The organism is Streptomyces sp. Ag82_O1-12, from assembly GCF_900182715.1.
Classification (GTDB): domain Bacteria; phylum Actinomycetota; class Actinomycetes; order Streptomycetales; family Streptomycetaceae; genus Streptomyces; species Streptomyces massasporeus.
The window spans coordinates 7,934,975-7,959,588 of record NZ_FXUW01000001.1 but is presented as its reverse complement, the minus strand read 5'-3'; the positions used below and the strand labels follow the sequence as shown (position 1 = coordinate 7,959,588).

General features: G+C 72.0%; 24 protein-coding genes. 8 read left to right on the top strand and 16 right to left on the bottom strand.

What is annotated here, in order from left to right; genetic code table 11:
• Complete coding sequence (locus tag QOL88_RS36255) at positions 1 to 1,260, top strand: arsenic transporter (RefSeq protein WP_179879167.1); 1,260 nt, start codon at positions 1 to 3, stop codon at positions 1,258 to 1,260.
• A gap of 10 nt (positions 1,261 to 1,270) precedes the next feature.
• Here QOL88_RS36255 and QOL88_RS36250 read toward each other — a convergent pair whose 3' ends face one another.
• A complete protein-coding gene (locus tag QOL88_RS36250; protein WP_179879053.1) occupies positions 1,271 to 3,694 on the bottom strand; it encodes a ricin-type beta-trefoil lectin domain protein in 2,424 nt (807 codons plus the stop codon).
• Between the two features lie 374 nt (positions 3,695 to 4,068).
• Complete coding sequence (locus QOL88_RS36245) at positions 4,069 to 4,920, bottom strand: helix-turn-helix domain-containing protein (protein WP_257028105.1); 852 nt, start codon at positions 4,918 to 4,920, stop codon at positions 4,069 to 4,071.
• A gap of 258 nt (positions 4,921 to 5,178) precedes the next feature.
• Between QOL88_RS36245 and QOL88_RS36240 the strand changes: the two genes are divergently transcribed.
• Positions 5,179 to 6,021, top strand: coding sequence for a phytanoyl-CoA dioxygenase family protein (locus tag QOL88_RS36240; protein ID WP_097222442.1), 843 nt, complete (start codon positions 5,179 to 5,181; stop codon positions 6,019 to 6,021).
• Between the two features lie 17 nt (positions 6,022 to 6,038).
• Here QOL88_RS36240 and QOL88_RS36235 read toward each other — a convergent pair whose 3' ends face one another.
• The 4 genes from QOL88_RS36235 to QOL88_RS36220 form a co-directional block, all read right to left on the bottom strand.
• Entirely contained in the window at positions 6,039 to 7,007 is a 969-nt protein-coding gene (locus tag QOL88_RS36235) for an aldo/keto reductase (protein ID WP_097222441.1), read from the bottom strand.
• 119 nt (positions 7,008 to 7,126) lie between these two features.
• Positions 7,127 to 7,663 carry a flavoprotein gene (locus QOL88_RS36230; protein ID WP_097222440.1) on the bottom strand — a complete coding sequence of 179 codons (537 nt, stop codon included), beginning with the start codon at positions 7,661 to 7,663 and terminating at the stop codon, positions 7,127 to 7,129.
• A gap of 125 nt (positions 7,664 to 7,788) precedes the next feature.
• Positions 7,789 to 7,986 (bottom strand): ferredoxin, encoded by a 198-nt coding sequence (locus QOL88_RS36225; protein ID WP_097222439.1) that lies wholly within the window; start codon positions 7,984 to 7,986, stop codon positions 7,789 to 7,791.
• Positions 7,987 to 8,000: 14 nt separating this feature from the next.
• Positions 8,001 to 9,197, bottom strand: coding sequence for a cytochrome P450 (locus QOL88_RS36220; RefSeq protein WP_097222438.1), 1,197 nt, complete (start codon positions 9,195 to 9,197; stop codon positions 8,001 to 8,003).
• 350 nt (positions 9,198 to 9,547) lie between these two features.
• Here QOL88_RS36220 and QOL88_RS36215 point away from each other — a divergent pair, with 350 nt between their 5' ends.
• A complete protein-coding gene (locus tag QOL88_RS36215) occupies positions 9,548 to 10,180 on the top strand; it encodes a LysE family transporter (protein ID WP_097222437.1) in 633 nt (210 codons plus the stop codon).
• A gap of 104 nt (positions 10,181 to 10,284) precedes the next feature.
• Entirely contained in the window at positions 10,285 to 10,734 is a 450-nt protein-coding gene (locus QOL88_RS36210; RefSeq protein ID WP_097222436.1) for a nitroreductase family deazaflavin-dependent oxidoreductase, read from the top strand.
• 90 nt (positions 10,735 to 10,824) lie between these two features.
• Here QOL88_RS36210 and QOL88_RS36205 read toward each other — a convergent pair whose 3' ends face one another.
• Positions 10,825 to 11,745: a cation diffusion facilitator family transporter gene (locus QOL88_RS36205; RefSeq protein WP_097222435.1), complete on the bottom strand. Its 921-nt coding sequence runs from the start codon at positions 11,743 to 11,745 to the stop codon at positions 10,825 to 10,827.
• 139 nt (positions 11,746 to 11,884) lie between these two features.
• Between QOL88_RS36205 and QOL88_RS36200 the strand changes: the two genes are divergently transcribed.
• Both QOL88_RS36200 and QOL88_RS36195 read left to right on the top strand, forming a co-directional pair.
• Positions 11,885 to 12,910 carry a glutathione S-transferase family protein gene (locus tag QOL88_RS36200; RefSeq protein WP_097222434.1) on the top strand — a complete coding sequence of 342 codons (1,026 nt, stop codon included), beginning with the start codon at positions 11,885 to 11,887 and terminating at the stop codon, positions 12,908 to 12,910.
• Between the two features lie 35 nt (positions 12,911 to 12,945).
• Positions 12,946 to 13,242, top strand: a complete 297-nt coding sequence (locus tag QOL88_RS36195; RefSeq protein ID WP_097222433.1) for a DUF4235 domain-containing protein — start codon at positions 12,946 to 12,948, stop codon at positions 13,240 to 13,242.
• Between the two features lie 142 nt (positions 13,243 to 13,384).
• Here QOL88_RS36195 and QOL88_RS36190 read toward each other — a convergent pair whose 3' ends face one another.
• Together QOL88_RS36190 and QOL88_RS36185 are read right to left on the bottom strand one after the other, a co-directional pair.
• Positions 13,385 to 13,777: a VOC family protein gene (locus QOL88_RS36190; protein ID WP_097222432.1), complete on the bottom strand. Its 393-nt coding sequence runs from the start codon at positions 13,775 to 13,777 to the stop codon at positions 13,385 to 13,387.
• Between the two features lie 79 nt (positions 13,778 to 13,856).
• Entirely contained in the window at positions 13,857 to 14,321 is a 465-nt protein-coding gene (locus QOL88_RS36185) for a pyridoxamine 5'-phosphate oxidase family protein (RefSeq protein WP_097222431.1), read from the bottom strand.
• 661 nt (positions 14,322 to 14,982) lie between these two features.
• On the opposite strand from QOL88_RS36185, the gene QOL88_RS36180 reads away from it, so the two are divergent.
• Positions 14,983 to 16,713 (top strand): hypothetical protein, encoded by a 1,731-nt coding sequence (locus QOL88_RS36180; RefSeq protein WP_257027987.1) that lies wholly within the window; start codon positions 14,983 to 14,985, stop codon positions 16,711 to 16,713.
• Positions 16,714 to 16,884: 171 nt separating this feature from the next.
• Here the strand turns inward: QOL88_RS36180 and QOL88_RS36175 are convergent, their stop codons facing one another.
• The 6 genes from QOL88_RS36175 to QOL88_RS36150 form a co-directional block, all read right to left on the bottom strand.
• Complete coding sequence (locus QOL88_RS36175) at positions 16,885 to 18,135, bottom strand: cytochrome P450 (protein WP_097222430.1); 1,251 nt, start codon at positions 18,133 to 18,135, stop codon at positions 16,885 to 16,887.
• Positions 18,132 to 18,734 (bottom strand): GTP-binding protein, encoded by a 603-nt coding sequence (locus QOL88_RS36170; RefSeq protein ID WP_097222429.1) that lies wholly within the window; start codon positions 18,732 to 18,734, stop codon positions 18,132 to 18,134. Before QOL88_RS36170 ends, QOL88_RS36175 begins: the two co-directional genes overlap by 4 nt.
• On the bottom strand, positions 18,715 to 19,086 hold the full coding sequence (locus tag QOL88_RS36165; protein WP_030845180.1) for a DUF742 domain-containing protein: 372 nt from the start codon (positions 19,084 to 19,086) through the stop codon (positions 18,715 to 18,717). The genes QOL88_RS36170 and QOL88_RS36165 overlap by 20 nt, the downstream gene beginning before the upstream one ends.
• Complete coding sequence (locus QOL88_RS36160) at positions 19,083 to 19,493, bottom strand: roadblock/LC7 domain-containing protein (protein ID WP_097222428.1); 411 nt, start codon at positions 19,491 to 19,493, stop codon at positions 19,083 to 19,085. The genes QOL88_RS36165 and QOL88_RS36160 overlap by 4 nt, the downstream gene beginning before the upstream one ends.
• 4 nt (positions 19,494 to 19,497) lie before the next feature.
• Entirely contained in the window at positions 19,498 to 21,225 is a 1,728-nt protein-coding gene (locus QOL88_RS36155; protein ID WP_097222427.1) for a sensor histidine kinase, read from the bottom strand.
• Positions 21,226 to 21,515: 290 nt separating this feature from the next.
• On the bottom strand, positions 21,516 to 22,460 hold the full coding sequence (locus QOL88_RS36150) for a GlxA family transcriptional regulator (RefSeq protein ID WP_097222426.1): 945 nt from the start codon (positions 22,458 to 22,460) through the stop codon (positions 21,516 to 21,518).
• A gap of 71 nt (positions 22,461 to 22,531) precedes the next feature.
• Between QOL88_RS36150 and QOL88_RS36145 the strand changes: the two genes are divergently transcribed.
• A complete protein-coding gene (locus QOL88_RS36145) occupies positions 22,532 to 23,482 on the top strand; it encodes an NADP-dependent oxidoreductase (RefSeq protein ID WP_097222425.1) in 951 nt (316 codons plus the stop codon).
• A 21-nt stretch (positions 23,483 to 23,503) separates the two neighbouring features.
• Here QOL88_RS36145 and QOL88_RS36140 read toward each other — a convergent pair whose 3' ends face one another.
• Positions 23,504 to 24,610 carry an NAD(P)-dependent alcohol dehydrogenase gene (locus QOL88_RS36140; RefSeq protein WP_097222424.1) on the bottom strand — a complete coding sequence of 369 codons (1,107 nt, stop codon included), beginning with the start codon at positions 24,608 to 24,610 and terminating at the stop codon, positions 23,504 to 23,506.
• Between the last annotated feature and the right edge of the window lie 4 nt (positions 24,611 to 24,614).

Genomic DNA, 24,614 nt, shown 5'->3' with positions numbered 1-24,614 from the left:
CTGAACACCCCGCTCGCCGAAGTCGTGTCCGTGACGCTGCTGGCCGCCGTGCTCGTCTGGGCCGTCGCCCGCCCGAAGGGCCTGCCGGAAGCCGTGCTGGCGGTGCCCGCCGCCGGGATCGCCGTCGCCCTCGGAGTCATCTCCCCGGATCACGCCTGGGAGGAGATCCAGCGGCTGGGGCCCGTCGTCGGCTTCCTCGCGGCCGTGCTGGTGCTCGCCCACTTCTGCGACGTCGAGGGGCTGTTCACCTCGTGCGGGGCGTGGATGGCCCGCTGGGCGGCGGGGCGCCCCACACGGCTGCTGACCGCGGTGTTCGCCCTGGCGTCCGTCATCACGGCCGTGCTCAGTCTGGACGCCACCGTCGTCCTGCTCACTCCGGTGGTGCTGGCCACCGCGACCCGCATGGGCGTGCGGGCACGGCCGCATCTGTACGCGTGCGCCCATCTGTCGAACACCGCCTCGCTGCTGCTTCCGGTCTCCAACCTGACCAATCTCCTGGCCTTCACGGCGAGCGGGCTGAGCTTCACCCGCTTCGCCGCGCTGATGGCGCTGCCGTGGCTGGTCGCGATCGCCGCCGAGTACCTGGTGTTCCGGCGGTTCTTCGACGACGAACTCGCGGCGCCCCTCCCCTCCCCCGACGCCGAGCCGCGTCCCGAGCCGCTCCCGCTGTTCGCCCTCGTCACCGTCGGCTGCACGCTCGCCGGGTTCGTGGTGGCCTCCGCGGTGGGGATCGCGCCGGCGTGGGCCGCGCTGGCCGGTGCGCTGGTGCTGGCCGGGCGGGCACTGGTGCGGCGGCGGGCCACCCCCCTGACGGTGGTGCGGTCCGCGGCTCCGGCCTTCCTGGCGTTCGTGCTCGCGCTCGGCGTGGTCGTGCGCGCGGTCGTCGACCACGGGCTCGCCGACGCGCTGCGGCGCGTGCTGCCCGGCGGGTCGGGCCTGCTGACGCTGCTGGGTGTGGCCGCGGTGGCCGCCGTCCTGGCCAACCTCATCAACAACCTGCCCGCGGTGCTGGTGCTGCTGCCCCTGACCGCCGGGTCCGGTCCGGGCCCCGTGCTGGCAGTGCTGCTCGGGGTGAACATCGGCCCCAACCTGACCTACGCCGGATCACTGGCGACCCTGCTGTGGCGGCGGATCGTGCAGCAGCACGGCCATCGGGTCGGGCTCGGGGAGTTCACCCGGCTCGGGCTGCTCGCCACACCGGCGGCGCTGGTGCCTGCCGTGATGGCCCTGTGGCTGTCGCTGACCGTCGTCGGGGCCTGAACCGGCCCGGTCAGCGGCGGCCGCCTCCGCCGTAGCCGTAACCGCCGTATCCGTAGCCGTAGCCGGGGTAGCCGTAGCCCGGGTTGCCGTACCGGCCGTCCGGGTCGCAGTAGTAGCCGTAGCTGTGGCAGGGCGATTCGGTGGCGGCCGGGCTGCTCGTGGTCGGCTGCGGGGCAGGGGACGTCGCGGAGGGCCTCGGGGTGGGCTCGGGCGTCTTCGACGGGGTGGGGGTCGGTGTGGGCGTGGGGTGCGGGACGGGAGCGGCGGCGTTCCAGTTGACGGACTCCATCTGGAGTTTCGCCCTGGAGGTGTCGATCACCCAGCGCTGGACCTCGTCGTCCGCCCGGGCCTTGAGGACCAGGGCTCCCGAGCCGTCGGTCGCGGCCGGGGTGAGGGCCAGGTCCTGGTCCGAGCGGGGCACCAGGGCGCCCTGCAGGGTGAAGTCGTAGCGGATGTCCTTCGGGTCGGGCCGGGACGCGCCCGTGCAGGGGGCCAGCCGCACCGAGTATCCGAGCCGCGAGTCCAGGCACAGGTCGGGAGCGGCGCCGTTGCGCAGCAGCCCGTCGGTCTCGTACGTCCACTGCTGGGCTGCGTCAGCCGAGCAGGTCGCGAGCTCGGCCTCCGCGCCCTCCACGGCCTTCTTTCCGTCGATGCCCACGCACAGGCCCGAGGAGACGTTGTGCAGCCGGCCGCGCAGGGCGCCCTTCTCGGCGTCGCCCGCGCCGGCCCAGGACGGGTCGCGGCTCGCCTCGCCCGCCTCGGAGTCGGGGGCCTCCCCGGTGGGCCGCTCGGGACCGGCCGGCGCGCCGTCGCCGGAGTTGCCGGTGGACCACAGGACCAGCGGCAGGACGACCAGACCGCTGACGGTCAGCACGCCCGCGGTGAGGTTGCGCCGCCGGGCGGTACGGCGGGCCGCCTTCTGGGCGGATCTTCGTGCGGCGGCCCGGGAGCCTTCGGGGCGAGGGGCCCGGGGTGCGGGGGCAGGCGGTACCGAGACGTCCGCGCGGGCCGGAGCCTGGGCGGGGCCCGCGGCCGGGGCCACGCCCTCGGGCCTCGGAGGGGGCGGCGGCACGGCCGCCGGGCCGCCCGGATCGGTGAACGACTCCCCGACCGCGCCGGCGAGGGCGACCTGGTCCGGGAAGGCCTCACGCCCCTGACGTACCGGTCCGGGGAAAGCCTCACGCGCCGTGTGAACCGGACCCGGGAAGTCCTCACGTGCCGGACCGGGGACCGCCTCGCGCGGTGCACGAACCGGGTCGGCCGGGAAGTCCTCACGAGCCCTGCCGACCGGGCCTGAGAAGGCCTCGCGCCCCTCGCCCGTCCACCCGGGGAATGTCTCGCGGGGTGCGCGGACCGGATCCGGAGCAGCCGCACGCCGCTCACGTGCCGACCCGGACGTACCGCGGGGTGGGCGAACCGGGTCCGGAATGATCTCGTACGCCAGATCGACCGGGTCGGGGAAGACCTCGCGCGCCAGGGCGACCGGGTCCGGGAACAGTTCACGCGCCGCACCGGCCGGCATCACGGCGGCGGCCGCACCGGCCGCAGTCCCGGGTCTCTCGGGCTTCCCGGCATGCCGCCCGCCCCCGGCACTCTCCCCCGCCTCGTGCGCCCGGCGCTCCGCGTAGTCCCGCCCGCCCCAGCCCAGCACCGCCTCCGAGAGGGCGACACCGAGGTCGTGATTGAACTGGTCGAGCTGGTCGGCGGCGGCGCTGCAGTGCCCGCAGCCCTCGATATGCGCGCGTAGATCCGGGTCGAGGTCGAGACCCCCGCGCCGGTACGTCACGTCGAGCAGCCGCAGATAGCGCCGGCACTGCTCGTCGGGGGCGAGTTCTCGGTGCAGCTGGAGGGACTCCTCGCGCAGCCGGTCCCGGGCCCGGCCCAGTTCGACCCGCGCGCCCTCTTCGTCCAGGCCGAGCAACCCGGCCGGGGAGGTGAGCGGTTCGGCCTCGACCTCGACGTGCCACAGCAGACAGCGCGCGGACTGGGGCAGCCGCTGGAAGGCCCCGGACAGCAGACGCCGGCGCGGCGAGGGCAGCAGCCGGGAGGCGGGCCGGTCCCCGTCGCCGGTCCCGGCGAGCAGGTCCGGGTGGAGCGTGTCGCACCGGTGGTCGCCGGCCCACTCGGCCGCGATGCGCCGCACCGTGATGAGCAGGTGGGGCCGCCATGCGGAGGTCGGGCCGTTCTGCCGGAGCGTTTCGCCGAAGAGGCGCGTGAAAGCCGCAGTCGTGAGCATTCCCGCGGAGCGCGGGCCGTCGGTGCACAGCCGGGCGTAGGCGAAGGCCGCCTCCCAGTGCCGGTCCAGCAGTTCGCCGACGGGCTGAAGCGCCGGTGTCGCCCCGGTCCACTTTCTGAGCTCCGCGCTCAGTTGCTCGTCCGTCGCGCCGAACCCGCGGGCCGAGGCCGGGGAATTCGACGGGCCTGCGTCTTTCAAGGCTGCATTCCTCTCAAGGACATACGCAATAAAGTCCGTACCAAGGGGTATGCCGGCCCGGCGGCCTCGCGCATACGAAAGAACGGCGTGTTGTGGACACGCCGACAGGGCACACCTTTGCACAGCTCAGCGACAGGGAACAAGTGATCCAGCGGTTTCGTCCATTGCGCGCGCGGTCAGCACCTTTTGACAAAATGTCAATCAAGTGAGCGAAAGCCATTCCCCTGGCGCCTCCCCCCTTTAGCCGCTCCCTTTCGACCCCCTCCAGCACTGTCCCGGAAACCATTGACACACCGCCTGACCAGCAGCTCACACCGTCGTCCCCGTTCTCCGCGCCGGCCTTTCCCGCCGGGCCGCGGAACCAATGGCACTGCTCAGCCGGACACATCGCCGTGCGTGGTGCGGTACGCCCCGGGCGGTTCCCCGTAGCGCTCGCGAAAGGCGCGGTTGAAGTGGAACGGGCTGACGAATCCCGAGGCCGCGGCGACGCGCTCCACGGGCAGGTCGGTGCTCTCCAGCAGCCGGGCGGCATGGCGCAGCCGCGCCTCGCGCAGGGCGCGCATGGGCGACTGGCCCAGCTGACGGCTGAACAGATGGGCGAACCGTGACGGTGACAGCGCGACGCCCCCGGCGAGCGAGCGGACGGTGTGCGGGGCTCCCGGGTCGGCGTCGATCAGCTCCTGGGCACGGCGGATCCGTGCGTCGAGGCCGGGCCGGGGCGCGGCCGGCCGGGCGTCGGCGGTGGTGAGGAGGACGATTTCCTCCAGCGCGCACAGGGCCAGTTCGCGGGCCGCGCTGCCGTGCGCCACGGCGACCTGCGGATTCGGGGGTGACGCGGCGGGCGGGGCATCGGTGCCGGTCCAGCGGGCGTCGGCGTGCATCCGCCGGAACGCCGCCCCGACGCGGCCCCGCACCCCGGCCGCGGCGGAGGTGACCGCGTACATCCCGTCGCCGGTGCCGTACGGCCGCAGCCACGTGACCCAGGACGGGCGGGCCTGGCAGTGCACCCACCAGAATTGCCAGTGCCGGGCACCGGGCTCGACGGCGTAACCGTGCGGGACGCCGGGGGCGAGCACGACCAGGTCGCCAGCGCCGGCCGTGGTCCGCGCACCGCCCAGCCACAGCCGGCCCCGGCCCGCGATGGTCCAGGTGAAGAGCCAGCTCGCGGATCCGTGCGGCCGGTTGACGCCGTAGCCGGGCGGCTGGTCGAAGTGACCGAGCACCACCAGCCCGGGGGGCGGGGCGGGATCCCCACCGTCCCCGGTGTTTCCGGTGCTCCCGGTGTCTCCGGTGCTCCCGGTGTCCCCGGTGTTCCCGGTGTTCCCGGATCTGCCGGTGTCCTCGCCGTCCCCGGAGTCCCCGGCGTCCCGGCTGTCCGGGTGCGCAGCAGTGTCGGGCAATCCGTCAGCACGCACAGGCATCCTCCTTCGCGGCCGGGCGGCCTAGCGTTTCGAACCGAGGACACCTGACCGAGGAGTGCGTTCATGACAGTCACGGGCAACAGCGCCGCCGGCGCTTCCATCCTGGACCCCGCCGGGCTCCGGCGGTACCGGGAAGGGTTCGAGGAGGACGGTTTCACTGTGGTGCGCGGGCTCTTCGGGTCCGACGAGATCGATCGGCTGTGCGGCGAGTTCACGGCGCTGCGGGCGGCCGGTCCGGTGCCCGGGCACTTCGAGCCGCGCGCCGAGGACGGGCCGGGCGCGGACCCGCTGCACGTCTGGCCGCGGGTGATGCACCCGCACGAGATCAACGGCCTCGCACGCGAGGTCCTGCTGGACGCCCGGCTGCGGACGGTTCTGGAGGCGCTCCTCGGGGAGGAGGTGCTGGCCGCGCAGAGCATGTTCTACTTCAAGCCGCCGGGGGCCCGGGGCCAGGCGCTGCACCAGGACAACTTCTATCTGCGGGTGGAGCCGGGCACATGTGTGGCCGCCTGGGTGGCCTGCGACGTGATCGACCGGGAGAACGGCGGACTGGAGGTCGTACCGGGCACGCACCGCATGGACGTGTTCTGCCCGGAGCCGGCCGACTCGGACGTCTCCTTCGCCCGGGAGTACGTTCCGCCGCCGCCGGGGCTGGCGCCGGTGCCGGTGGACATGGCGCCGGGGGACGTCCTGTTCTTCAACGGGAGCCTGGTGCACGGCTCACAGCCGAACCGGGCGCCCGAGCGGTTCCGCCGGTCGTTCATCGGGCACTACGTGGGGCGGTCGGCGGAGCGGATCGGGCGGTTCTACCGGACGCTGGCGATGAGCGGGGCGAGGGTGGAGCTGGCGGAGAGCGAGGGGGCGGGGCCCTGCGGAACCGAGTTCGAACCGCAGGGTCCGCACTGAGCCTTCGAGTGACCTGTTCAGTGCCCGGCGACGGGGTGGGGACCGTACGGGCGCTGCAGTTCCTCCAGTTCCTTCTCGCTCAGCTCGATCTCCACGGCGGCCACCGCGTCCTCCAGGTGCCCGGGCTTGGAGGCGCCGACGATCGGGGCGGTCACCGTGGGCTGGTGGAGGAGCCAGGCGAGGGCGATCTGCGCGCGGGGGACGCCCCGCTCCCCGGCGATGCGGGTGACCGCCTCGACGATGGCGCGGTCCCCCTCCTGGTACAGGGTGCTGCCGAAGCTGTCGGTGGCGCTGCGCTCGGTGGTGGTGTCCCAGTCCCGGGTGAGCCTGCCGCGGGCGAGCGGGCTCCACGGCAGGACGCCCACGCCCTGGTCCGCGCACAGGGGCAGCATCTCGCGCTCCTCCTCGCGGTAGATCAGGTTGTAGTGGTTCTGCATGGAGACGAAGCGGGTCCAGCCGTTCAGCCGGGCGGTGTACTGCATCTTGGAGAACTGCCACGCGTACATCGAACTCGCCCCGATGTAGCGGACCTTGCCCGCCTTGACGACGTCGTGCAGGGCCTCCATGGTCTCCTCGACCGGGGTCTGTGGGTCGAAACGATGGATCTGGTAGAGGTCGACGTAGTCGGTGCCGAGGCGGGTGAGGCTCTGGTCGAGCTCGGTCATGATCGCCTTGCGGGACAGTCCGCCGCCGTTCGGTCCGGGGCGCATCCGGCCGTGCACCTTCGTCGCGAGGACGATCTCGTCGCGGCGGGCGAAGTCGCGCAGGGCCCGGCCGACGATCTCCTCGCTGGTGCCGTCGGAGTAGACGTTCGCCGTGTCGAAGAAGGTGATCCCCGCTTCGACCGCCTGCCGGATCAGCGGCCGCGAGGCCTCCTCGTCGAGGGTCCACTCGTGCGTGCCGCGGTCGGGCAGACCGTAGGTCATGCACCCCAGACAGATCCGCGAGACGTCCAGGCCCGTCGAACCGAGCTTCACGTACTGCATCGATGCTGCTCCTGCCTTCGGAGGGTTTCCACGGGGAGCGTACGTGTTCGATCGCACTCGAAGTCGCGACCGGATGGGGCGCCTGACGGGCCGTCACCACGACTGACGGCGTCCGGCCGTCAGTCGCGTCCGACCAGCTCCAGCCCCCGTTCCCACTCGAACCGCGGCCGGGCGCCGTCCTCCCCCGGGTCTCCCGTGTACGGCTCGCCGAACCGCACGCCCATCCCCCGTAGCCGTTCGACGCTGTCCCGGTAGGCGGGGTGGGCGGCCAGCGCGCCGGCCACGCACGGCAGGACGGCGATCGGCACCCCGAGCCCCGCGCTCTCGCACAGGGTGCCCAGGGCGAGGGTGTCGGCGATGCCGGCCGCCCACTTGTTGACGGTGTTGAAGGTGGCGGGCGCGACGACCACGGCGTCGGGTGCCGGAAAGGGGCGCGGCTCGCCCGGGGCGCGCCAGGCCGAGCGGATGGGCCGGCCCGTCTGGGCCTCGACGGCGGCGGTGTCGAAGAAGCCGTTCATCGCGACGGGTGTCGCGATGACGCCCACCTCCCAGTTGCGTTCCTGCGCGGCGGTGATCAGCTTGCTGACGTCCGCGGCGATGCCTGCGGCGCAGACGACGACGTAGAGGAAGGGCTTGCGGGCGGCCTGTTCGGTCATCCGGGAAACCCTAGCGACTCCCCCGGACAGCCATGGTCACAGCCGGCGTCACCAGGAACGCCGAGCCCGCGGCCGAGGCGCGCGAGGCGGCCCGGCGGCTCCTGGAGGCCGGGTGAGATCCGGGGTCAGCCCACCGTCTCGGACACGCTGATGGCGCTGACCGGGCAGGCGCGGGCCGCCTCCCGCAGCAGCGGGCTGCCGCTGTCCTCGGCGCCGGGCAGCAGAGTGCTGTAGCCGTCGTCGTCCTGGGTGAAGACGTCCGGGGCGGTCAGGGCGCACTGGCCCGCGCCGATGCAGACGTCCTGGTCGATGTCGATGCGCATGTGCGGAAAGCCTCTTACCAGGTCACGGGGAGTTCCAGCATCCCCTGGATGGTGTCGCCGGGCTTGAAGGGGATCTCCTCGGCCGGGGCGGCCAGGCGCAGGGTGGGCAGCCGGTCGAAGAGGCTGTGCAGGGCGATCTCCAGCTCGGCCCGGGCGAGGTTCTGGCCGAGGCACTGGTGGATGCCGAAGCCGAACGCGACGTGGTGCCGGGCGGAGCGGCTCCAGTCGAGCGTGTCCGGGTCGGGGTAGACCGTCTCGTCGCGGTTGATGACGGAGGTCGCGAAAACCACTCCTTCGCCCTTGCGGATCGTCGTCCCGGCCACCTCGATGTCCTCGACTGCCAGGCGCAGCATGCCGTCCGCGATCGACAGCATCCGCATCAGTTCCTCGACCGCGGCCGGCAGCAGCCGGGGGTCCGCGCGCAGCTCGGTGAGCCGCTCGGGATGCTGGAGCAGGGTGAAGGTGCCGAGCGAGATCATGTTGGCGGTCGTCTCGTGGCCCGCGACCAGCAGGATGAGGGCCATGGCGATCAGGCCCTCGCGGTCGAGGTCGCCCTCGCGCAGCTGCCGGTGGACCAGGTCGTCCAGGAGGCCGGTGCCGGGGTCCTGCTGCTTGCGGTCGATCAGCTCGCCGAAGTACGTCTCCAGCCGGTCGCGGGCGTCGATCACGTCGGCGGCCTCGGGGCCGCGCAGCAGCCGTCGCGACTGGGTCTCGAAGAAGTCGTGGTCGGTGTAGGGGACGCCGAGCAGGGCGCAGATCACCATGGACGGCACCGGCAGCGCGAAGGCGCTGACCAGGTCGGCGACCGGGCCCGCGGCGATCATCGCGTCGAGTCGTTCGTCCACGATCTGCTGGATCCGTGGCCGGAGTTCGACGGCCCGCTTGAGGGTGAAGTCCCCGACGACCATCCGCCGCTGAGCACGGTGCTCGGGGTCGTCGACGCCGAGCAGGGCCGTTCTGCGGTTGCGGATCCCGGCGAAGCGCTTGGTGGGGGCGGGGAAGCCGGGCCGGTCGCGGTTGGACGACAGGCGCGGGTCGGCCAGCAGCGCGCGGGCGGTGGCGTGCCCGCTGACGAGCCACGCCTCGCGTCCGTCGAAGAGGGTGATGCGGGTCAGGGGGCGTCCGGTGCGCAGCGTGTCGTAGGCGGCGGGCGGGTGGTAGGGGCAGGTCCGGCTCTGAGGGAAGGCGACGGGTGCGGTCGTGTCCGTCATGAAGACCTCGCAGACGAGTAGTGCGTCGTACCGATCTTCATTAGATGCCCCAGGCACCTATGGGGCGACGCGAAGTTCGGCCAGATCGCCGACGCCGGCAACATGGCCGGGGAACACCGCCTTCCCGTTCGAACACCGGGGGGCGTAGGCGCGTGTTGCGGGTTCACCATCCTTGCCGGGGCGCGTGCGCGGTGGCGCCGATTCGAAAACCGGTTGTCGGCGGGGCCGGGCAGGCCTCAGGATCCGGCCATGTCTACGTTCGCCGTTCTTCTGCCGTTGTCCGCCGCCGCTTCCGCCGCGGGCCGACAGCAGCAGTCCGGACGCCGGGGAGGACCGACGCCGCCGCACTCATGACGGCCGCGCTCGTCGCGGGGCTGCTCGCCGGGTACGGCATCGCCGTCCCCGTGGGCGCCGTCGGGACCTACCTCGTCTCCCTCACCGCCCGCACCACTCTGCGCACCGGTGTCTGCGCCGCGCTCGGCGTCGCCACCGCCGACGGGCTCTACGCCCTCGCGGCCACCCTCGGGGGCACCGCTGTGGCGTCCGCGCTGCGGCCGGGGCTCGGTCCGCTGCGCTGGGTGTGTGTGCTGGTGCTGCTGGCCCTGGCGGCATGGGGCGCCGTCACCGCGCTGCGCGAGTATCGCGGCCACCGGCTCGCGACCCGTACCGCCCCCGCTCCCCCGGGCCCCGCCCGGGCCTACCTGGGCCTGCTGGGCATCACTCTGCTGAACCCCACCACCGTCGTCTACTTCGCGGCCCTCGTGCTCGGTTCCCGGGCCACCGGCCCGGCCGGTGGCCTGGAGCAGGGCGTGTTCGTGCTGGCCGCGTTCGCCGCCTCCGCGAGCTGGCAGGTGCTGCTGGCCGGGAGCGGCGCCCTGCTGGGCCGTGCGCTGACCGGCCACCGGGGGCGGCTGGCGACGGCTCTGGTCGCGAGCGGCGTGATGACGGCTCTGGCCGTGCGGATGGCGCTCGCGCCGGGGTGAGGACGTTTTCCGGCCCGATTCGCCCTGGTGCGGATGATTCCCGGGGGCATGGGTGTTGAGGACGGGTGGCGATGAGCCGCGGACGCGACGATGGGACGGATGCCATGCCTCTCGAAGGCGAGTACGAACCCAGCCCGACGCAGTGGGTGCGCGAACAGGTCGAGCTGTACGAGAGCTCCGGCGGGAAGGAGGGGACGACGCTCCAGGGCTCGAAGATGCCGGTCGTCGTCCTGACCTCACGCGGGGCGCGGAGCGGGAAGCTGCGCAAGACGCCGGTGATGCGGGTGGAGCACGAGGGGCGCTACGCCGTGGTGGCTTCGCTCGGCGGGTCGCCCAAGCATCCGGTCTGGTACTTCAACCTCCTGGCCGACCCGCACGTGGAGCTCCAGGACGGGCCGGTGAAGCAGGACATGACCGCCCGTGAGGTCACGGGTGAGGAGAAGGCGGCCTGGTGGGAGCGGGCCGTCGCGGCCTACCCGGCGTACGCCGACTACCAGAAGAAGACGGACCGGGAGATCCCGGTGTTCGTTCTGGAGCCGGCCGAGGGCGGCTGAGCACGGGGCCGGCTGCCCCGTGCGGGCAGCCGGCAAAAAAGAATCTTGCTCCCTGGATGTGTGAACCCGCGCCGAGGGGGCACGCGAGGTTCAGGCCCCGCCGCGTTCCCCCGTCGCGGCGGGGCTTTCCGCTGCCTCGCGGGCGGGTCGGTCCGTCACGTCGAGGAATATCTGGTCCGCCTCGGGCACGGTCCGCGCGATGGACCGCTTGATCCGGACGGCGACCTCCTCGACGCGTTCGCTGTCCAGGCCGGGCACGAGGTCGACGCGGGCGGCCACAAGGGCCGTGTCCAGTCCGGTCTTCATCGTGAACAGCGCCTCCACACTGTCGATCTCCGGCTGGGCCCGCAGCAGTGACTCGATCCGCCCGCTCGACTCCGGGTCGGCCGCCTCGCCGATCAGCTGATCGCGGGCGTCGCGGCCCAGTCGGAAGGCCACGTAGACCAGGAGCGCGCCGATCGCGAGCGAGGCGGACGCCTCCCAGACCACCTGGCCGGTGACCATGTGCAGCGCCATGCCCACGATGGCCAGGGTGACGCCTAGCACCGCGGTGCCGTCCTCGGCCACGACCGTACGCAGGGCCGGGTCGCGCATCCCGGCACCGGCGCCGCCCTGCTTGCGCACCTGGTAGAGCGCCCGCAGCAGCGAACCGCCCTCCGCGAGGAGGGCGATCCCGAGCACGATCAGGCCGGCCACATAGCCTCCGAGTTCCTCCTCCGCACCGCTCGCCAGGGCCTCGAAGCCCTGGAAGAAGGAGAAACAGCCGCCCATGACGAAGATCCCGACGGCCGCGAGGAGGGACCAGAAGAACCGCTCCTTGCCGTAGCCGAAAGGATGACGCCGGTCGGCGGGGCGGCGGCTGCGGCGCAGTGCCGCGAGCAGGAACACCTCGTTCAGGCTGTCGGCCACCGAGTGGGCCGCCTCGGACAGCAGGGCGGGCGACCCCGCCGCCAGGCCGCCGATGGCCTTGGCCACCGCGATCACCAGATTGGCCGCGAGCGCCACCAGCACGGTGACGCGTGTCCTGCGATCACTTCCTTCATCAGTCACCCACGCCGATTGCCCCGGACGGCGGTGCTCACACCGTGCCGTCGGCGGAAAACGGGGAACGCGTTCACCAGGGTCCACGTACGGCAAGGAGGTCACCCCCATGAGCCGCGACGACGGCGACGACGGCAACACCGGCTATGGAAGGAGGACGTTCAAACGGTCCAAGGCGCATTTCGCGGACCGCGTCACCGCGGACGGGCGGGACGGCTGGCCGGTCGAGGCCGGCCGCTACCGTCTGGTCGTCAGCCGCGCCTGCCCGTGGGCGAGCCGGTCACTGGTCTCCCGGCGGCTGCTCGGCCTGGAGGACGCCCTGTCCCTGGCCGTCGCCGACCCGATCCAGGACGACCGCAGCTGGCGCTTCACACTCGACGAGGACGGCCGCGACCCCGTCCTCGGCATCCGCTTCCTCGCCGAGGCCTACGACCGGCGCGAGAGCGACTACCCCGGCGGGGTCAGCGTGCCGGCGATCGTGGACGTGCCCAGCGGCCGGCTGGTGACCAACGACTACCAGCAGCTCACCCTCGACCTCGCGACCGAGTGGACGGCCCTGCACCGGGACGGCGCGCCCGACCTGTACCCGGACAAGCTGCGCGACGAGATCGACGAGGTGATGGCGGGCGTCTACGAGGACGTCAACAACGGCGTCTACAAGGCGGGGTTCGCCACCGGGCAGGAGGAGTACGAGGCCGCCTGCGCCGGGGTGTTCCGCCGGCTGGAGCTGCTCGCGGGCCGGCTGGAACGGCAGCGGTACCTCGTCGGCGACACGATCACCGAGGCGGACATCCGGCTGTTCACCACGCTGGTGCGCTTCGACGCGGTCTACCACGGCCACTTCAAGTGCAACCGCTGGAAGCTGACGGAGAACGAGGTGCTGTGGGCGTACGTCCGTGACCTCTACCAGACGCCCGGGTTCGGCGACACCGTCGACTTCGACCACATCAAGCGCCACTACCACCAGGTGCACACGGGCATCAACCCGACCGGCATCGTGCCACTCGGCCCGGACCTGTCCGGCTGGTTGACCCCGCACCACCGCGAGGAGCTGGCCGGCCGTCCGTTCGGTGACGGCACACCGCCCGGGCCGGTCCGCCCCGAGGAACGGATCCCGGCGGCCCACACCCCCTGACCACCGTCACCCCCTTCAGCTACCAAGGAGTCCCCGTGGCAAAGAAGAAGAAGATGTCCCTCGCGTACCAGCCCCTCGGGTTCGTGCTCGGCTGGTCGGGCGGTTGGCTGGCCGGGCTCGCCTTCCGCAAGACGTGGATGGCGATCCGGCACGAGGAGGACGCGCCCGACGCGCTGGACAAGGACCGCGGCTGGGGTGAAGTGCTGCTGGCCGCGGCGGTCCAGGGCGCCATCTTCGCGGTGGTGCGCAGCGCCGTGGACCGTGCGGGCGCCAAGGCGATCGAGCGTTCGACCGGAACCTGGCCGGCCGGCGAGAAGGGCGGCCGGGACTGACAGCAACGCGGCCCCGCCCGGCACCGTTCCGGGCGGGGCCGCGCTGTGCGTGCGGCCGTTCTTCTGGGTCGTCTTCGTGGGGGGCGCGACTCGGGGCGCGGGGCGACGGCCAGGGCCTGCCGGCGCCGGGCGTACGCCGGGCTCAGCCCTGCTTGGGTGCCGTCGGGGCGGTGCGGCGCAGGGTGAAGGAGTGGCCCGCCGGGTCGGCGTAGCCGCGTTCCTCCAGGGGGCCCGAGGGGTCCTTGGCCTCCAGGGGGCGGCCGCCGAGGCCGATGACGCGGCGTTCGACCGCGTCGAGGTCGTCGACCACGAACTCCAGGTGGGCCTGGAGGGAGTTCTCGGGGCGCGGCCAGCTGGGCGGGGTCGCGTTGACGTCCCGGCGCAGTGCGATCCGGAAGCCGTCGGCGCTCCTGATCTCCACCCGGTTGGCGGTGGCGTCCGACTCCTCTCCCTCCAGCAGTTCCTTGTAGAACGCGGCGAGCTTCTCGGGCTCGGCGCAGTCGAGCACGAGAACCCCCGCTTTCACCAGTGCCATGTCTCCTCCGCAGGATTCCGGTCGCGAGGCGGTCGTGCCCCGCGGACCCGTACCTTGCGGATATCCCGGAGCGGCGGATTCAGTCGGTCTTCAACCACCGTCCGTCGCGCATGAGTTCGCGCCCGTCGAGCTCGTCGGCCTCCCGCCAGGCCTGGATCCGCCGCGGCACGACTCGGAAGTAGAGGTACGGCGTGGCGAGTCGGCGGGGGTCGAAGTCGGTCTTGGCCGCGAAGAGTTCGGCGTCCTGCTCGGTCAGCTCGCCGGGCTGGACCGTCTCGACGGTGCCCTCGACGAGGACGACGTCACGGGTCGGCCCGATGCCCACCCGGGCCCGGCCGGAGGCGGCCAGGTTCCGTCCGGTGGGGCTGGAGGCGGGGGTGGCGAACAGCAGGTACGAGCCGTTCCACAGGAAGGACAGCGGGACGAGGTACGGCGTCCCCGACGCGCCGTCGGCCGTGGCGACCCAGGCGTCCACGTCGTGGTCCAGCCGGTGCAGGGTGTCCTTCTTGCGCTGCTCGGCGCTGCGTACGGGTGCGGACGTCATCGCGGTGGGCCTCCTGACGAGTCGTCGGACGGACTCGGACCAGTGTGGCGTCCCGGGACGCCGGAGGCTCGGGGACAAGCCGGGGCCTGGCGAGGGAGGAGGGAGTGTACGCAGCTCAAGCGCTTTCCGCCGTAACCGAGATCACGGCCGTGTCACGGAATGGCTCATTCACGCCGTGGGCAGTCTCGTACCGCTTCTCGGTTGAACTTTCGGACTGCGAAGACCAGTTCGAAGGTGCGGGCGGTCACCGCACCTTCCGCTCGCAGGGGTGGGGGCTCTGCCTTCCGTCTCCCGAAAGGAAACGCATGGCTCAGGACGTCCGGTTCGACCTGCCCTTCGACACCCCTGTCAGCCACCCACACGCCTCGGGCGACGTAGGGCATCCCGGATCCGTCGTTCGCGCTACGTCTGACGGGCCGCGAGTGCTTCCTGATCAGCACAGCTGAGGCGGCGATACAGGTGCTCGCCGTGCGGCAGGAGTGCCGTCGTCGCAGCGGTCGTGCCCCCGCGGCCGTTCGTAGCAGGAGGCGAAGCCGGTCGCGTGAGCCCGGCTGTCCGACGAGGCCGTCGCGGAAAGTACAGCAGATTCCCGGACCCGGCCGGTCAACGACCACGGTCGATCGATTCCGTTGCCAGGACCACAGATGATTGGGAGACCGGTGTGAAATCTCGAGTCGCAGGTGTTGTTCCGAAGGCGTCCGCCGACAGCTCGCTCCTGGCGCAGCCAACCGCCCAGCTCCACCCCACGGAGGCGGGGAACACCCTGGCCCGCCTCCTGGTGAAACACATCAAGGGGAGCACGGAGCAGCACCGAAGGTCCCAGAACGCCGCTCGGCAGAGGCTGACCGCATTCGGCTCCCCCCACTCCAGCACCACGCTGGAGGTGGAGGGAGCCCTCCATCTGGCGCGGCCCGCGCTCCTCCCGCCCGACGAGGAGGGCTACGCCAGGCTGAGGCACCTCGACACCAGCCTGCGCATGATCGAAGCAGCCTTCCCCCAAGTCAGCACCGACATCGAGGTCTGCAGACTGACCTGCACGATGCTGGAAGGGGCCTGGCGGAGCCGGGCGCTCACCCCGCCGCGCGAGGAGGAGCGGGCAAGCCTCTGCGCCTGCCCTCTGTGTCGTCGGCTGCCCACGCCCCCCGCGCGCACGCTGGACGACTACCGTTGGCGGCAGAGCGCGGGTCGTCCCCTCACCGTCAAGACCTGGCCGCACCGCCGGGAACTCGACAGTGTCCTGACCGGTGGATGGTCCTGGACCCGGCAGATGAACGACCTCGAACGAGACCTCGGCCACCGCCACCGCTTCGAGGACGACATCCTCGTCTTCCACGAATACAAACGCGTGATCGACACCATCGACACAACGCGCCTCACCCAACACGTCGAAGGCCGTCTGGCCGAGAATTTCAGCACCAACAGCGCACGGGCCCTGGTCTCCGGACTCTTCGCGGCCCACAAGCGATCCGTCGACGAGTACTGGCTCCAGCAGCACGACGCGGGCAGCGTCACGCTCCCCCAGACCAACCCGCTCAACCAGGGCGCCTACTCAGCCCTGCAGATGCTGGACTGCCTGTTCTGGCACGTCGCCCCCGACACCGAACTCTGGCAGGAGGAGAACCTCGCCTCCCTGCTGCTGTGCCGCGTCATCGACGACATGGCCGATGTCCGAGCCGACGCCCTCACCGGCGAGATCAGCAACTTCTGGCTCGCCGACATGCCCACCCACACCAAGGCGCTCTACGCCGCCTGCGCGATAGCCCTCGTCAAGTACGGCTGCATGCCCGAGGCCCACAGCGCGATGTGGAACACCTGGCTGATGACCACCACCATCGTCTGGATGGGGCTCACGGGCCGCCACGCCCTGTGGTTCGACGGCATCACCCAGGGCCTCCCCCCGGCCGAGGAGTGCCCGCTGTGCGACCTGCAGCCCAACCCGTGCACCGGCATCCTCACCCACGGCACCACCCTCACCATCGCCCCGCGGCCCACCGCGCCGGCGCTGAGCACCCGGACCGCCGAGCTGTCCGCACGCTGCCGAGCCCAGTTCCCCCGGACATGGCCCCTGTTCGACGCAGAGCTCCATGCCTTCGAAGCACTGCACGGCCCCTGGTACGGCGACACGGACAACACGTGGGAGATCCTGCGCCGCACCTACATCGCCGCCGTGGAGGCGTCCAGCGCCGCACCGTCGCAGGACCGCGCCCGTCATGTCCAGCAAGACGCCGGCGTAGTCGGATCCGAGAGGTTCCACACCCTGCACGACCCTCGGACCGGGAGGGAAGACACCGCACTGCTCGCCTACATGTTCGGCGGCGCCCACCCGCATTTCCTCTGGAACGCCACGGGATACCGTCCCACGGGCGTCGCAGGCGACTGGCTCGACGGCTGACGCCTCCGTCCTGCCGGCGCCACTACGCCGCCCCCGGGGAGTGGCCCGTGGCCACGGCGAACTCCCCGGACGCGGCTCGGCCGACGACCTGCCGAGCGTGTGAGCCACCGCCTGCACCCACGCACGGCGTTGCCCGGCCGGAAACCGGCCGGGCAACAGTGCGCCGACCACCTAGACGGCGAACTCGACCGGCAGGCTGTCCAGCCGGGACTCCCACGTGGAGGCGGTCGAGCCGAGTTCCTCCGGCGGTACGGCCAGGCGCAGGTCCGGCAGCCGGTGCAGCAGGACGTCCAGGCCGACCTCGATGATGGACTGGCCGATGTTCTGCCCCGGGCACTCGTGCGGTCCGGCGCTGAACGCCAGGTGCGACTGGTTGCCCTGCACGGCGACGGCCGAGTCGGGCCGTACCTCCGGGTCGAGGTTGCCGGCGGCCAGGCCCAGGATGAGCAGTTCTCCCTCCTGGACGTGGTGGCCTCCGAGCTCCAGGTCGGCGGTCGCGAACCGGCCCGGCAGCACGGACAGCGGTGGGAGGTCCCACATGACCTCTTCCACCACCGAGGAGATGTTCAGCTCCCCGCTGACCAGACCGGACAGCCGGGCAGCGTCGGTGAGGACCCGTTGCAGGACCCGGGCCAGCAGGTTGCTGGTGGTGGTGTGCGCGGCGATCAGCACCAGGCGCAGATGGCTGACGACCTCGTCGTGGTCGAGGCCGGCCGGGTGCTCCAGCAGAGCCGTGGCGAAGTCGGAGCCCGGCTCGGCCCGCTTGCGCTCGGCGAGTTCCGAGAGGATCTGCATGATCCGGTCGTTGTGCTCGAGGGCGCCCTCACCCCCCTTGAAGACCTGGGCGCACGACTCGATCAGGCGTAGCCCGTCCGCCGCGGGAAGGCCCAGCATCCTGGTGAGCACGAGCATCGGCAGTTGCTCGGCGTAGTCGGCCACGAGGTCGGCGCGCCCGGCATCGGCGAACGCGTCGATCTGCTTGTTCGCGAAGTGCGTGACGTGCCGCCGGATGCCCCGGGTGGTCGCCGCCTGCAACCCGTCGGTGACGGCGCCGCGCAGCCTGCGGTGCGGTTCGCCGTCCTGGGACACACAGTCGGGGCGCCAGCCGACCATCGGCATGATCGGCGAGGTCTCCTCGATCCGGCCCTCCCGCCAGTCCCGCCAGATCCTCGCGTCCCGGCTGAACTGGCGGGGGTTGTCGAGCACCCGCCGGTTGTCGCGGTATCCGAGCACCAGCCAGGCGGGCACGTCGCCTTCGAGCAGGACCGGCGCGACCGAGCCGTGCTCCTTGCGCAGGCGCTCGTAGATGCCCATCGGGTCGGTCGCGGCGTCCGGGCCGTACAGCCTGGTCAGGTCGGCGCCGTGGTGGGCGACGGGGCAGCCCCGTACGGCCTGGACTCCGGATTCGGTCGAATCGTTCATCGGGGCTCCAGGGCCACGGCCGAGCGTTCCTTCAGATGGTGGATCAGGGCGACGAGGACGTCCCGGCTGGAGGCCCGGTCCCGGGCGTCGAAGGCCACGACCGGGGTGTGCTCGGGGATGTCCAGGGCGTCCCTGATCTCCTCGGCCGGGTAGTTCCGCGAGTCGGGGAAGACGTTCAGCGCGACCACGAAGGGGACTTCCAGCCGCTCCATCTCCTCGATCGCCCGGAAACTGGACTCCAGGCGGCGCGTGTCCACCAGGACGACGGCGCCGAGGGCCCCCTTGAACAGCCCGTTCCACAGGAACCAGAACCGTTCCTGCCCAGGCGTGCCGAACAGGTACAGCACCAGGCTCTCGTTGATGCCGATCTTGCCGAAGTCCAGGCTGACGGTGGTCTGCGTCTTGTCGGCGACGCCGATGAGATGGTCGACGTCGGCACTGGCCTGGGTGAGGGTCTCCTCGGTGGTGAGCGGCTTGATGTCGCTGACCGACCGGACCATGGTGGTCTTCCCGGTGCCGAACCCGCCGGCGATCATCACCTTCACCGAACGGGTGTCCCCGGCCGAGCCTCCGGGTTGGTCAAAGCCTTTCAAGTCCACTCAGTACCTCCTCAAGGAGCGCGAGGTCGGGCCCGCGGCCGGCTTCGTGTGCCGGGATGGGGTTACGGGCTTCGACGCGACCTGCGTCCAGCAGGTCCGACAGCAGCACCGCGAGAATGTTGAAGGGGAGCCCGAGGTGAGCGCCGAGCTCGGCGACCGACAGCGGGTCGCGGCAGCGGCGGAGGATCTCCTCGTGCTCGTGCTGCATGCCCGGTAACGGGGCGGCGCGGGAGACGACGAGGGTCGCCACGTCGAGGCTCGACGCCGAACCGCCCGGTCCGCTGCGCCCGCCGGTGAGGACGTAGTAGCGCTCGAGACCGGACGGGTCCGACGGCCTGCGGGGAGCACTCATCCAGAGTGCTCCTCCAGGCGCGGAGTGGTGCCGAGGAGTTCACCCATCCTGCGGGCCAGGTCCCTCATCTGGTGGCCGAGCAGGCCCTGGTCGAGGCCCTCCCTGGCGAGGACGCCGAGGTACGTCTCCACACCGGCACGCACGACGAAGAGGTGCCCGCCGTCCACCTCGATCATCGCGAGGCGCAGCTGCCCGGCGTACGTGGGGAACTGCTCGGCGACCGGCTGGGCCAGGGCCTGCAGGCCCGCCACCACGGCGGCGAAGCGGTCGACGTCGTCGGGGTCTTCGGCGCCGTAGGAAGTGATGGCCTTGCCGTCGCTGGAGGCCACAAGGGCGAAGCGGATCTCCTGGATGCTCTCGACGAGATCGCGGAGCGCCCAGCTCACATCTGTTCCTTGTTGCGTCATGGGACTAGTCGCTCTCTTCGGTGCGGTGCTCGGTGAACTCGCGGCCGGCGAGGATGTCGCGGTCGCCGGCCGCCTCGGAGGCCTCCGCCGCGTCGCGTCCGGCCGTGGCGAAGGCGGCGAGACCCGAGAAGGACGCGTCCGGCGGGACGGCGGCCACCGTGCCCCGGTCGGTCCGCTCGGACGGCCTGGGCGCCTCCGTCTCGTTCCGCTTGCTGCGGCGCCGGGGCAGTCCGCCAGGGGTGGTCTCCCCGGTCTCCGCCTGCGCGGCCCGTGGTTCGGGCACGGTGGCCGTCTCGCGAGCCGGGGCCGCGGTGGCGGTGCGGGCCTGCGGGGCGGGCGCGGCCGGCGCGGTCGCCGACGTGGGCAGCGGGCTGAAGTACTTGTGCGGGACCACGATCACCACGGAGGTACCGAGCCACGGCGAGTCCGCGAAGGTGACGCGGATGCCGTAGCGGCGGGCAAGGGCGCCGACCACGCGCAGGCCGATGCTGGCGTCCTCGGTGATGCCGCCGAGGCCGGCGCCGGGCGCGGTGCCCGCGAGGGCGTGTTCGGCCTCGCGCTTCTTCTCCTCGCTCAGCCCCTTGCCGGAGTCCTGGATCTCGATGCCGACGCCGTTGGGGACCTCCTTGCCGGAGATGAGCACCGGCTCGGTGGGCGGCGAGTAGCGGGCCGCGTTGTCCAGGAGGTGGGCCAGGATCAGCGTCAGGTGGTCGACGAGGCCGCCGTCGACGCCGAGTTCGGGCAGGTGGCGCACCTGGATCCGGTGAAAGTCCTTGATCCGGCCGATGCCGCCGCGCACCACGCTGAGCAGCCGCTGCGGTTCCTGCCACTGCCGGCCGGGCCGGTCGGAGCCGCCGAGCACACCGATGCTCGCGGCGAGCGAGTCGGCGGGGCCGAGCTCCTGGTCGAGCTCCATCAGGCCCCGGGCGACGGCCGGCAGTCGGCCGTGTTCGCCCTGCATCTCGTGCAGCCGGCCACGGAGCTTGCTGGTCAGCACGTGGATGCGGTTGCCGATGCTGATCACGGCCTGCTCGGCGGAGGTGGAGCGGTCGAACTCCGCCTCGAGACCGATCAGGGAGGTGCGCAGCAGCTTGCGCAGCTCGGCCTGGAGTTCCGAGCTGACCTTGGCGCACTGGTTGACCGTGGGCAGCAGGTCGTCGATGGCGTCGCCGGAGCGCAGCTTCTCCATCGCGTCGGGCAGCTGCTCGTCGGCGAGCCGGGTGACCGCGGCGAGCTGGTGGGAGAGCTGCTCCTGCCAGACCGCGGCCTGGTCGGCGAGCTGGGCCTCGTACGACGTGGCCTGCTCGGTCAGCCGTTCCTCATAGGCCCGGGACCGGTCGGCGAGCTGCGTCTCGTACGTGGCGCTCTGGTCGGCCAGGCGCCGCTCGTACGTCGCGTTCTGCTCGTTGAGCTGGGATTCCAGGCCGGCGCGATCGACGGCGAACTTGCGTTCAAGTCCCGCCACATGCTGCTGCCACTGCTGGTTGTGCTCGGCCTGCGTGGTGCGGAAGGAGCCTTCCGCACGGAGCAGTTGGGCCCGGGTACGCAGCAGCAGGCGTACGCACACGGAGCCGGCAGCCGTCGCCGCGATGCCGGCGACGGCGACGGTTATTCGCTCCGAGCTCATGAACGTGGCGGCAACGGTCCCGCCTCCCAGGCCCAGCGGCATCAACCACCAGCTGTACCAGGCGACAGGGGCCCGCGCCGCCGGTGGCGGAGTGGCGAGTTCCATCTGCATCCTTCGAAGCAACACGAACGAACAGGGGGGGGGTGTGTGGACCGCACTCATGAGTACGCACCGCGAGCCGACTGGACGCGATCGCGTCAACTCGCAGCGCCGTTTGGAACCTTATCGGGTTTGGACCCGAAAGGATCAACCGCGGCCGCCCGCCGGACGTGAGGGCTCCGTCACGCTCCGACAGAAGGCAACAGTCGACAAATGGCTTTGCCGTCAGTGGAATTGGCGGTGCGTCAGGTCGCACGGCACCCCGCGCGCCGTGCCGTGCGCCGAGGTCGCGGAGGTCAGCGGGCGGTCTGGAACGTGCGGCGGTAGGCCTGCGGGGAGACCCCGATCGCCGCGTTCAGGTGCTGGCGCAGGGACGCGCCGGTCGCGAAGCCGACCCGGCCGGCGATCTGGTCCACTGTCAGATCGCTGGATTCGAGCAGATGCCGGGCCCGGACCACGCGCTGCTGGATCAGCCAGCGGCCGGGGCTGAGGCCCACCTCGTCGTGGAAGCGGCGGGCGAAGGTGCGCTGGCTCATCCGGGCGTGGCCGGAGAGATCACTGAGGGTGAGCGGTTCGTCGAGGCGCGACAGGGCCCAGGCGCGGGTGGCGGCGGTGCTCGCGGCGCCCTGCTCGGGAACGGGCTGCTCGATGTACTGGGCCTGGCCGCCGTCCCGGAAGGGCGGGACGACGCATCGGCGGGCGACGCTGTTGGCCAGCCGGCTGCCGTGGTCCTTGCGGACGAGGTGCAGGCAGATGTCCACGCCGGAGGCGGCCCCGGCGGACGTGAGGAACGGATGGTCGTCGACGAACAGCACGTCCGGGTCGAGGTCGACGCGCGGGAACATGTGCCGGAACCGGTCGGCGACCTGCCAGTGGGTGGTCGCCCGGCGCCCGTCGAGGAGGCCGGCGGCGGCGAGGACGAAGGCGCCGGTGCAGATCGAGACGATGCGGGCGCCGGGGCGGATGAGCGCGAGCGCGGCCAGGACGTCGTCGGACACCTCGTCGGCCAGGTGGGAGGGCGCCACGGGCGCGATCACCACCGTGTCGGCCGTGGCCAGGGCTTCGGGGCCGTGCTCCACGGTGACGCCGAAGTCCGCATTGGTGCGCACCGGACGGCCGTCGACCGAGCAGGTGAGGACCTCGTAGCGGCCGTCGGCCGCGCCGAGGATCCGGCTGGGGATGCCCAGCTCGAAGGGGTACACCCCGTCCAGGGCCAGGACCACCACTCGCTCACGTCGCATGGCACGATTCTATCGAAGGTTGGCAATCTTGCCATTGGCGGGGTGCGTGCGGACCGGCAGGCTGATTGACCATGAGCACACAGAACACGATGCGAGCCATCAGCCAGGACGTCCTCGGCGGTCCCGAGGTCTTGACGGAAGTACAGATCGAACGCCCGGTGCCCAAGCCGAACGAGGTACTGGTCCGGGTGCGGGCCGCCGGGGTCAACCCGACCGACTGGAAGCACCGCGCGACCGGCGGGTTCCTGGGCGAGCCGCCCTTCGTCCTGGGCTGGGACGTCTCCGGGGTGGTCGAGGCGGTCGGCATCGGTGTGGTGGCCTTCGCACCCGGTGACGAGGTCTTCGGCATGCTGCCCTACCCGTACGGGCACGGCTCGCACGCCGAGTACGTCATCGCCCCCGTCCGCGCCCTGACCCGGAAGCCGGCCGGGGTCGACCACACCCAGACGGGCGCGCTGCCGCTGGTCTCGCTCACCGCCTGGCAGGCGCTGACCGAGCACGCGGGGCTCCAGCCCGGGCAGCGGGTGCTGATCCACGCCGCGGCCGGCGGGGTCGGACACGTGGCGGTGCAGATCGCCAAGGCGCGCGGCGCGTACGTGATCGGCACGGCGAGCTCGGGCAAGCACGAGTTCCTGCGCGGGATCGGCGTCGACGAGACGATCGACTACCGCGAGACGGACGTCACCGAGGCCGTGAAGGACGTCGACGTCGTGCTGGACACGATCGGCGGCGACACCTCCCTGCGCTCACTGCGCGTGCTGCGCCCCGGCGGTGTCCTGGTGTCGATCCTCCCCGGCGGCTCGGACGACCTCTACGAGGAGGCCGAACGGCTCGGCGTACGTGCCCTGCGGATGCTGGTGGACGCGGACCGCGGCGGCATGGAGGCGATCGCGGACCTGATCGACACGGGCAAGCTGCGCGCGACGATCGCCGGCACCTTCCCCCTGGCCGAGGCCGCCGAGGCACACACCCTCGGCGACACGGGCCGCACGACGGGGAAGCTGGTGCTGCTGAACGACTGAGCCGGCACCGGGCCGGGCGGTTCAGAACGTCAGGACCGGCTTGATCGTCTTGCCGGACCGCATGTCCTGGACCGCCCGGTCGATGTCCTCGAAGGAGTAGGTGCCGATCAGGCGGTGCAGGGGGAGCCGGCCGTTCTTCACCAGGTGGACCAGGGCAGGGATCATGGTCTGGGTCTCGCTGTCGCCGAGGGTGAGGCCGACGATCCGCTTGCCTCCGAGGAGGCCGTTGACGTCCAGGGCTACCTCGGTGCCGAAGGGCGGGGCGCCGACGACGACCAGGGTGCCGCGGGCGGCGAGCGCGTCGACGCCCTGGCGCAGGACCCCGACGTGGCCCGTGGTCTCCACGACACCGTCCGCGCCCTGGCCGCCCGTGATGCCGGTGAGGGCCTCGGCCAGGTCCTCCCGGCTCGTGTCGACGGTGTGCGTGGCGCCCAGTTCCGTCGCCAGGGACAGGCGTTCGGCGACCCGGTCGACGGCGACGATCCGCGTGGCCGGGGTGAGGGCCGCCGCCATCACGGCCGACAGGCCCACCGCCCCGGCGCCCAGGACGACGACCGTGCTGCCGGTCTCCGGCTTCAGGACGTTCCACACGGCCCCGACTCCGGTCTGCACACCGCAGCCCAGCGGGGCGATCGACTCCAGCGGCACATCCGTGTCGACCTTGACCAGACTGCGCTCGTCGGCCAGCGCCAGCTCCGCGAAGGAGGACTGGCCGAAGAAGTGGCCGCCCAGGGCCTCGCCGTCCCGGCTGATGGTGTGCGACCCGTCGGCCCGGCCGCCGCCGAGCAGGTTCAGCGGCAGCCAGGTCGCGCAGTACGCGGGATGCCCGCCGCGGCAGTTGCGGCAGTCGCCGCAGGAGGTGAAGGAGAGCAGGACGTGGTCGCCCGGCGCGACGCCGGTGACGGCGGGGCCGACGGCCTCGACGACGCCCGCGCCCTCGTGGCCGAGGACCCCGGGCAGCGGGAAGGGCAGTCCGCCGCTCGCCACCCCCAGGTCGGTGTGGCACAGGCCGGTGGCGACCATGCGGACCAGCGCCTCGTGCGGGCCGGGCGCGTCGAGGACGACGTCGGAGAGGGTGAAGGGCGCGCCGCCGGACTCGACGACGGCGGCACGGGTGGTGGTGGGCATCGCG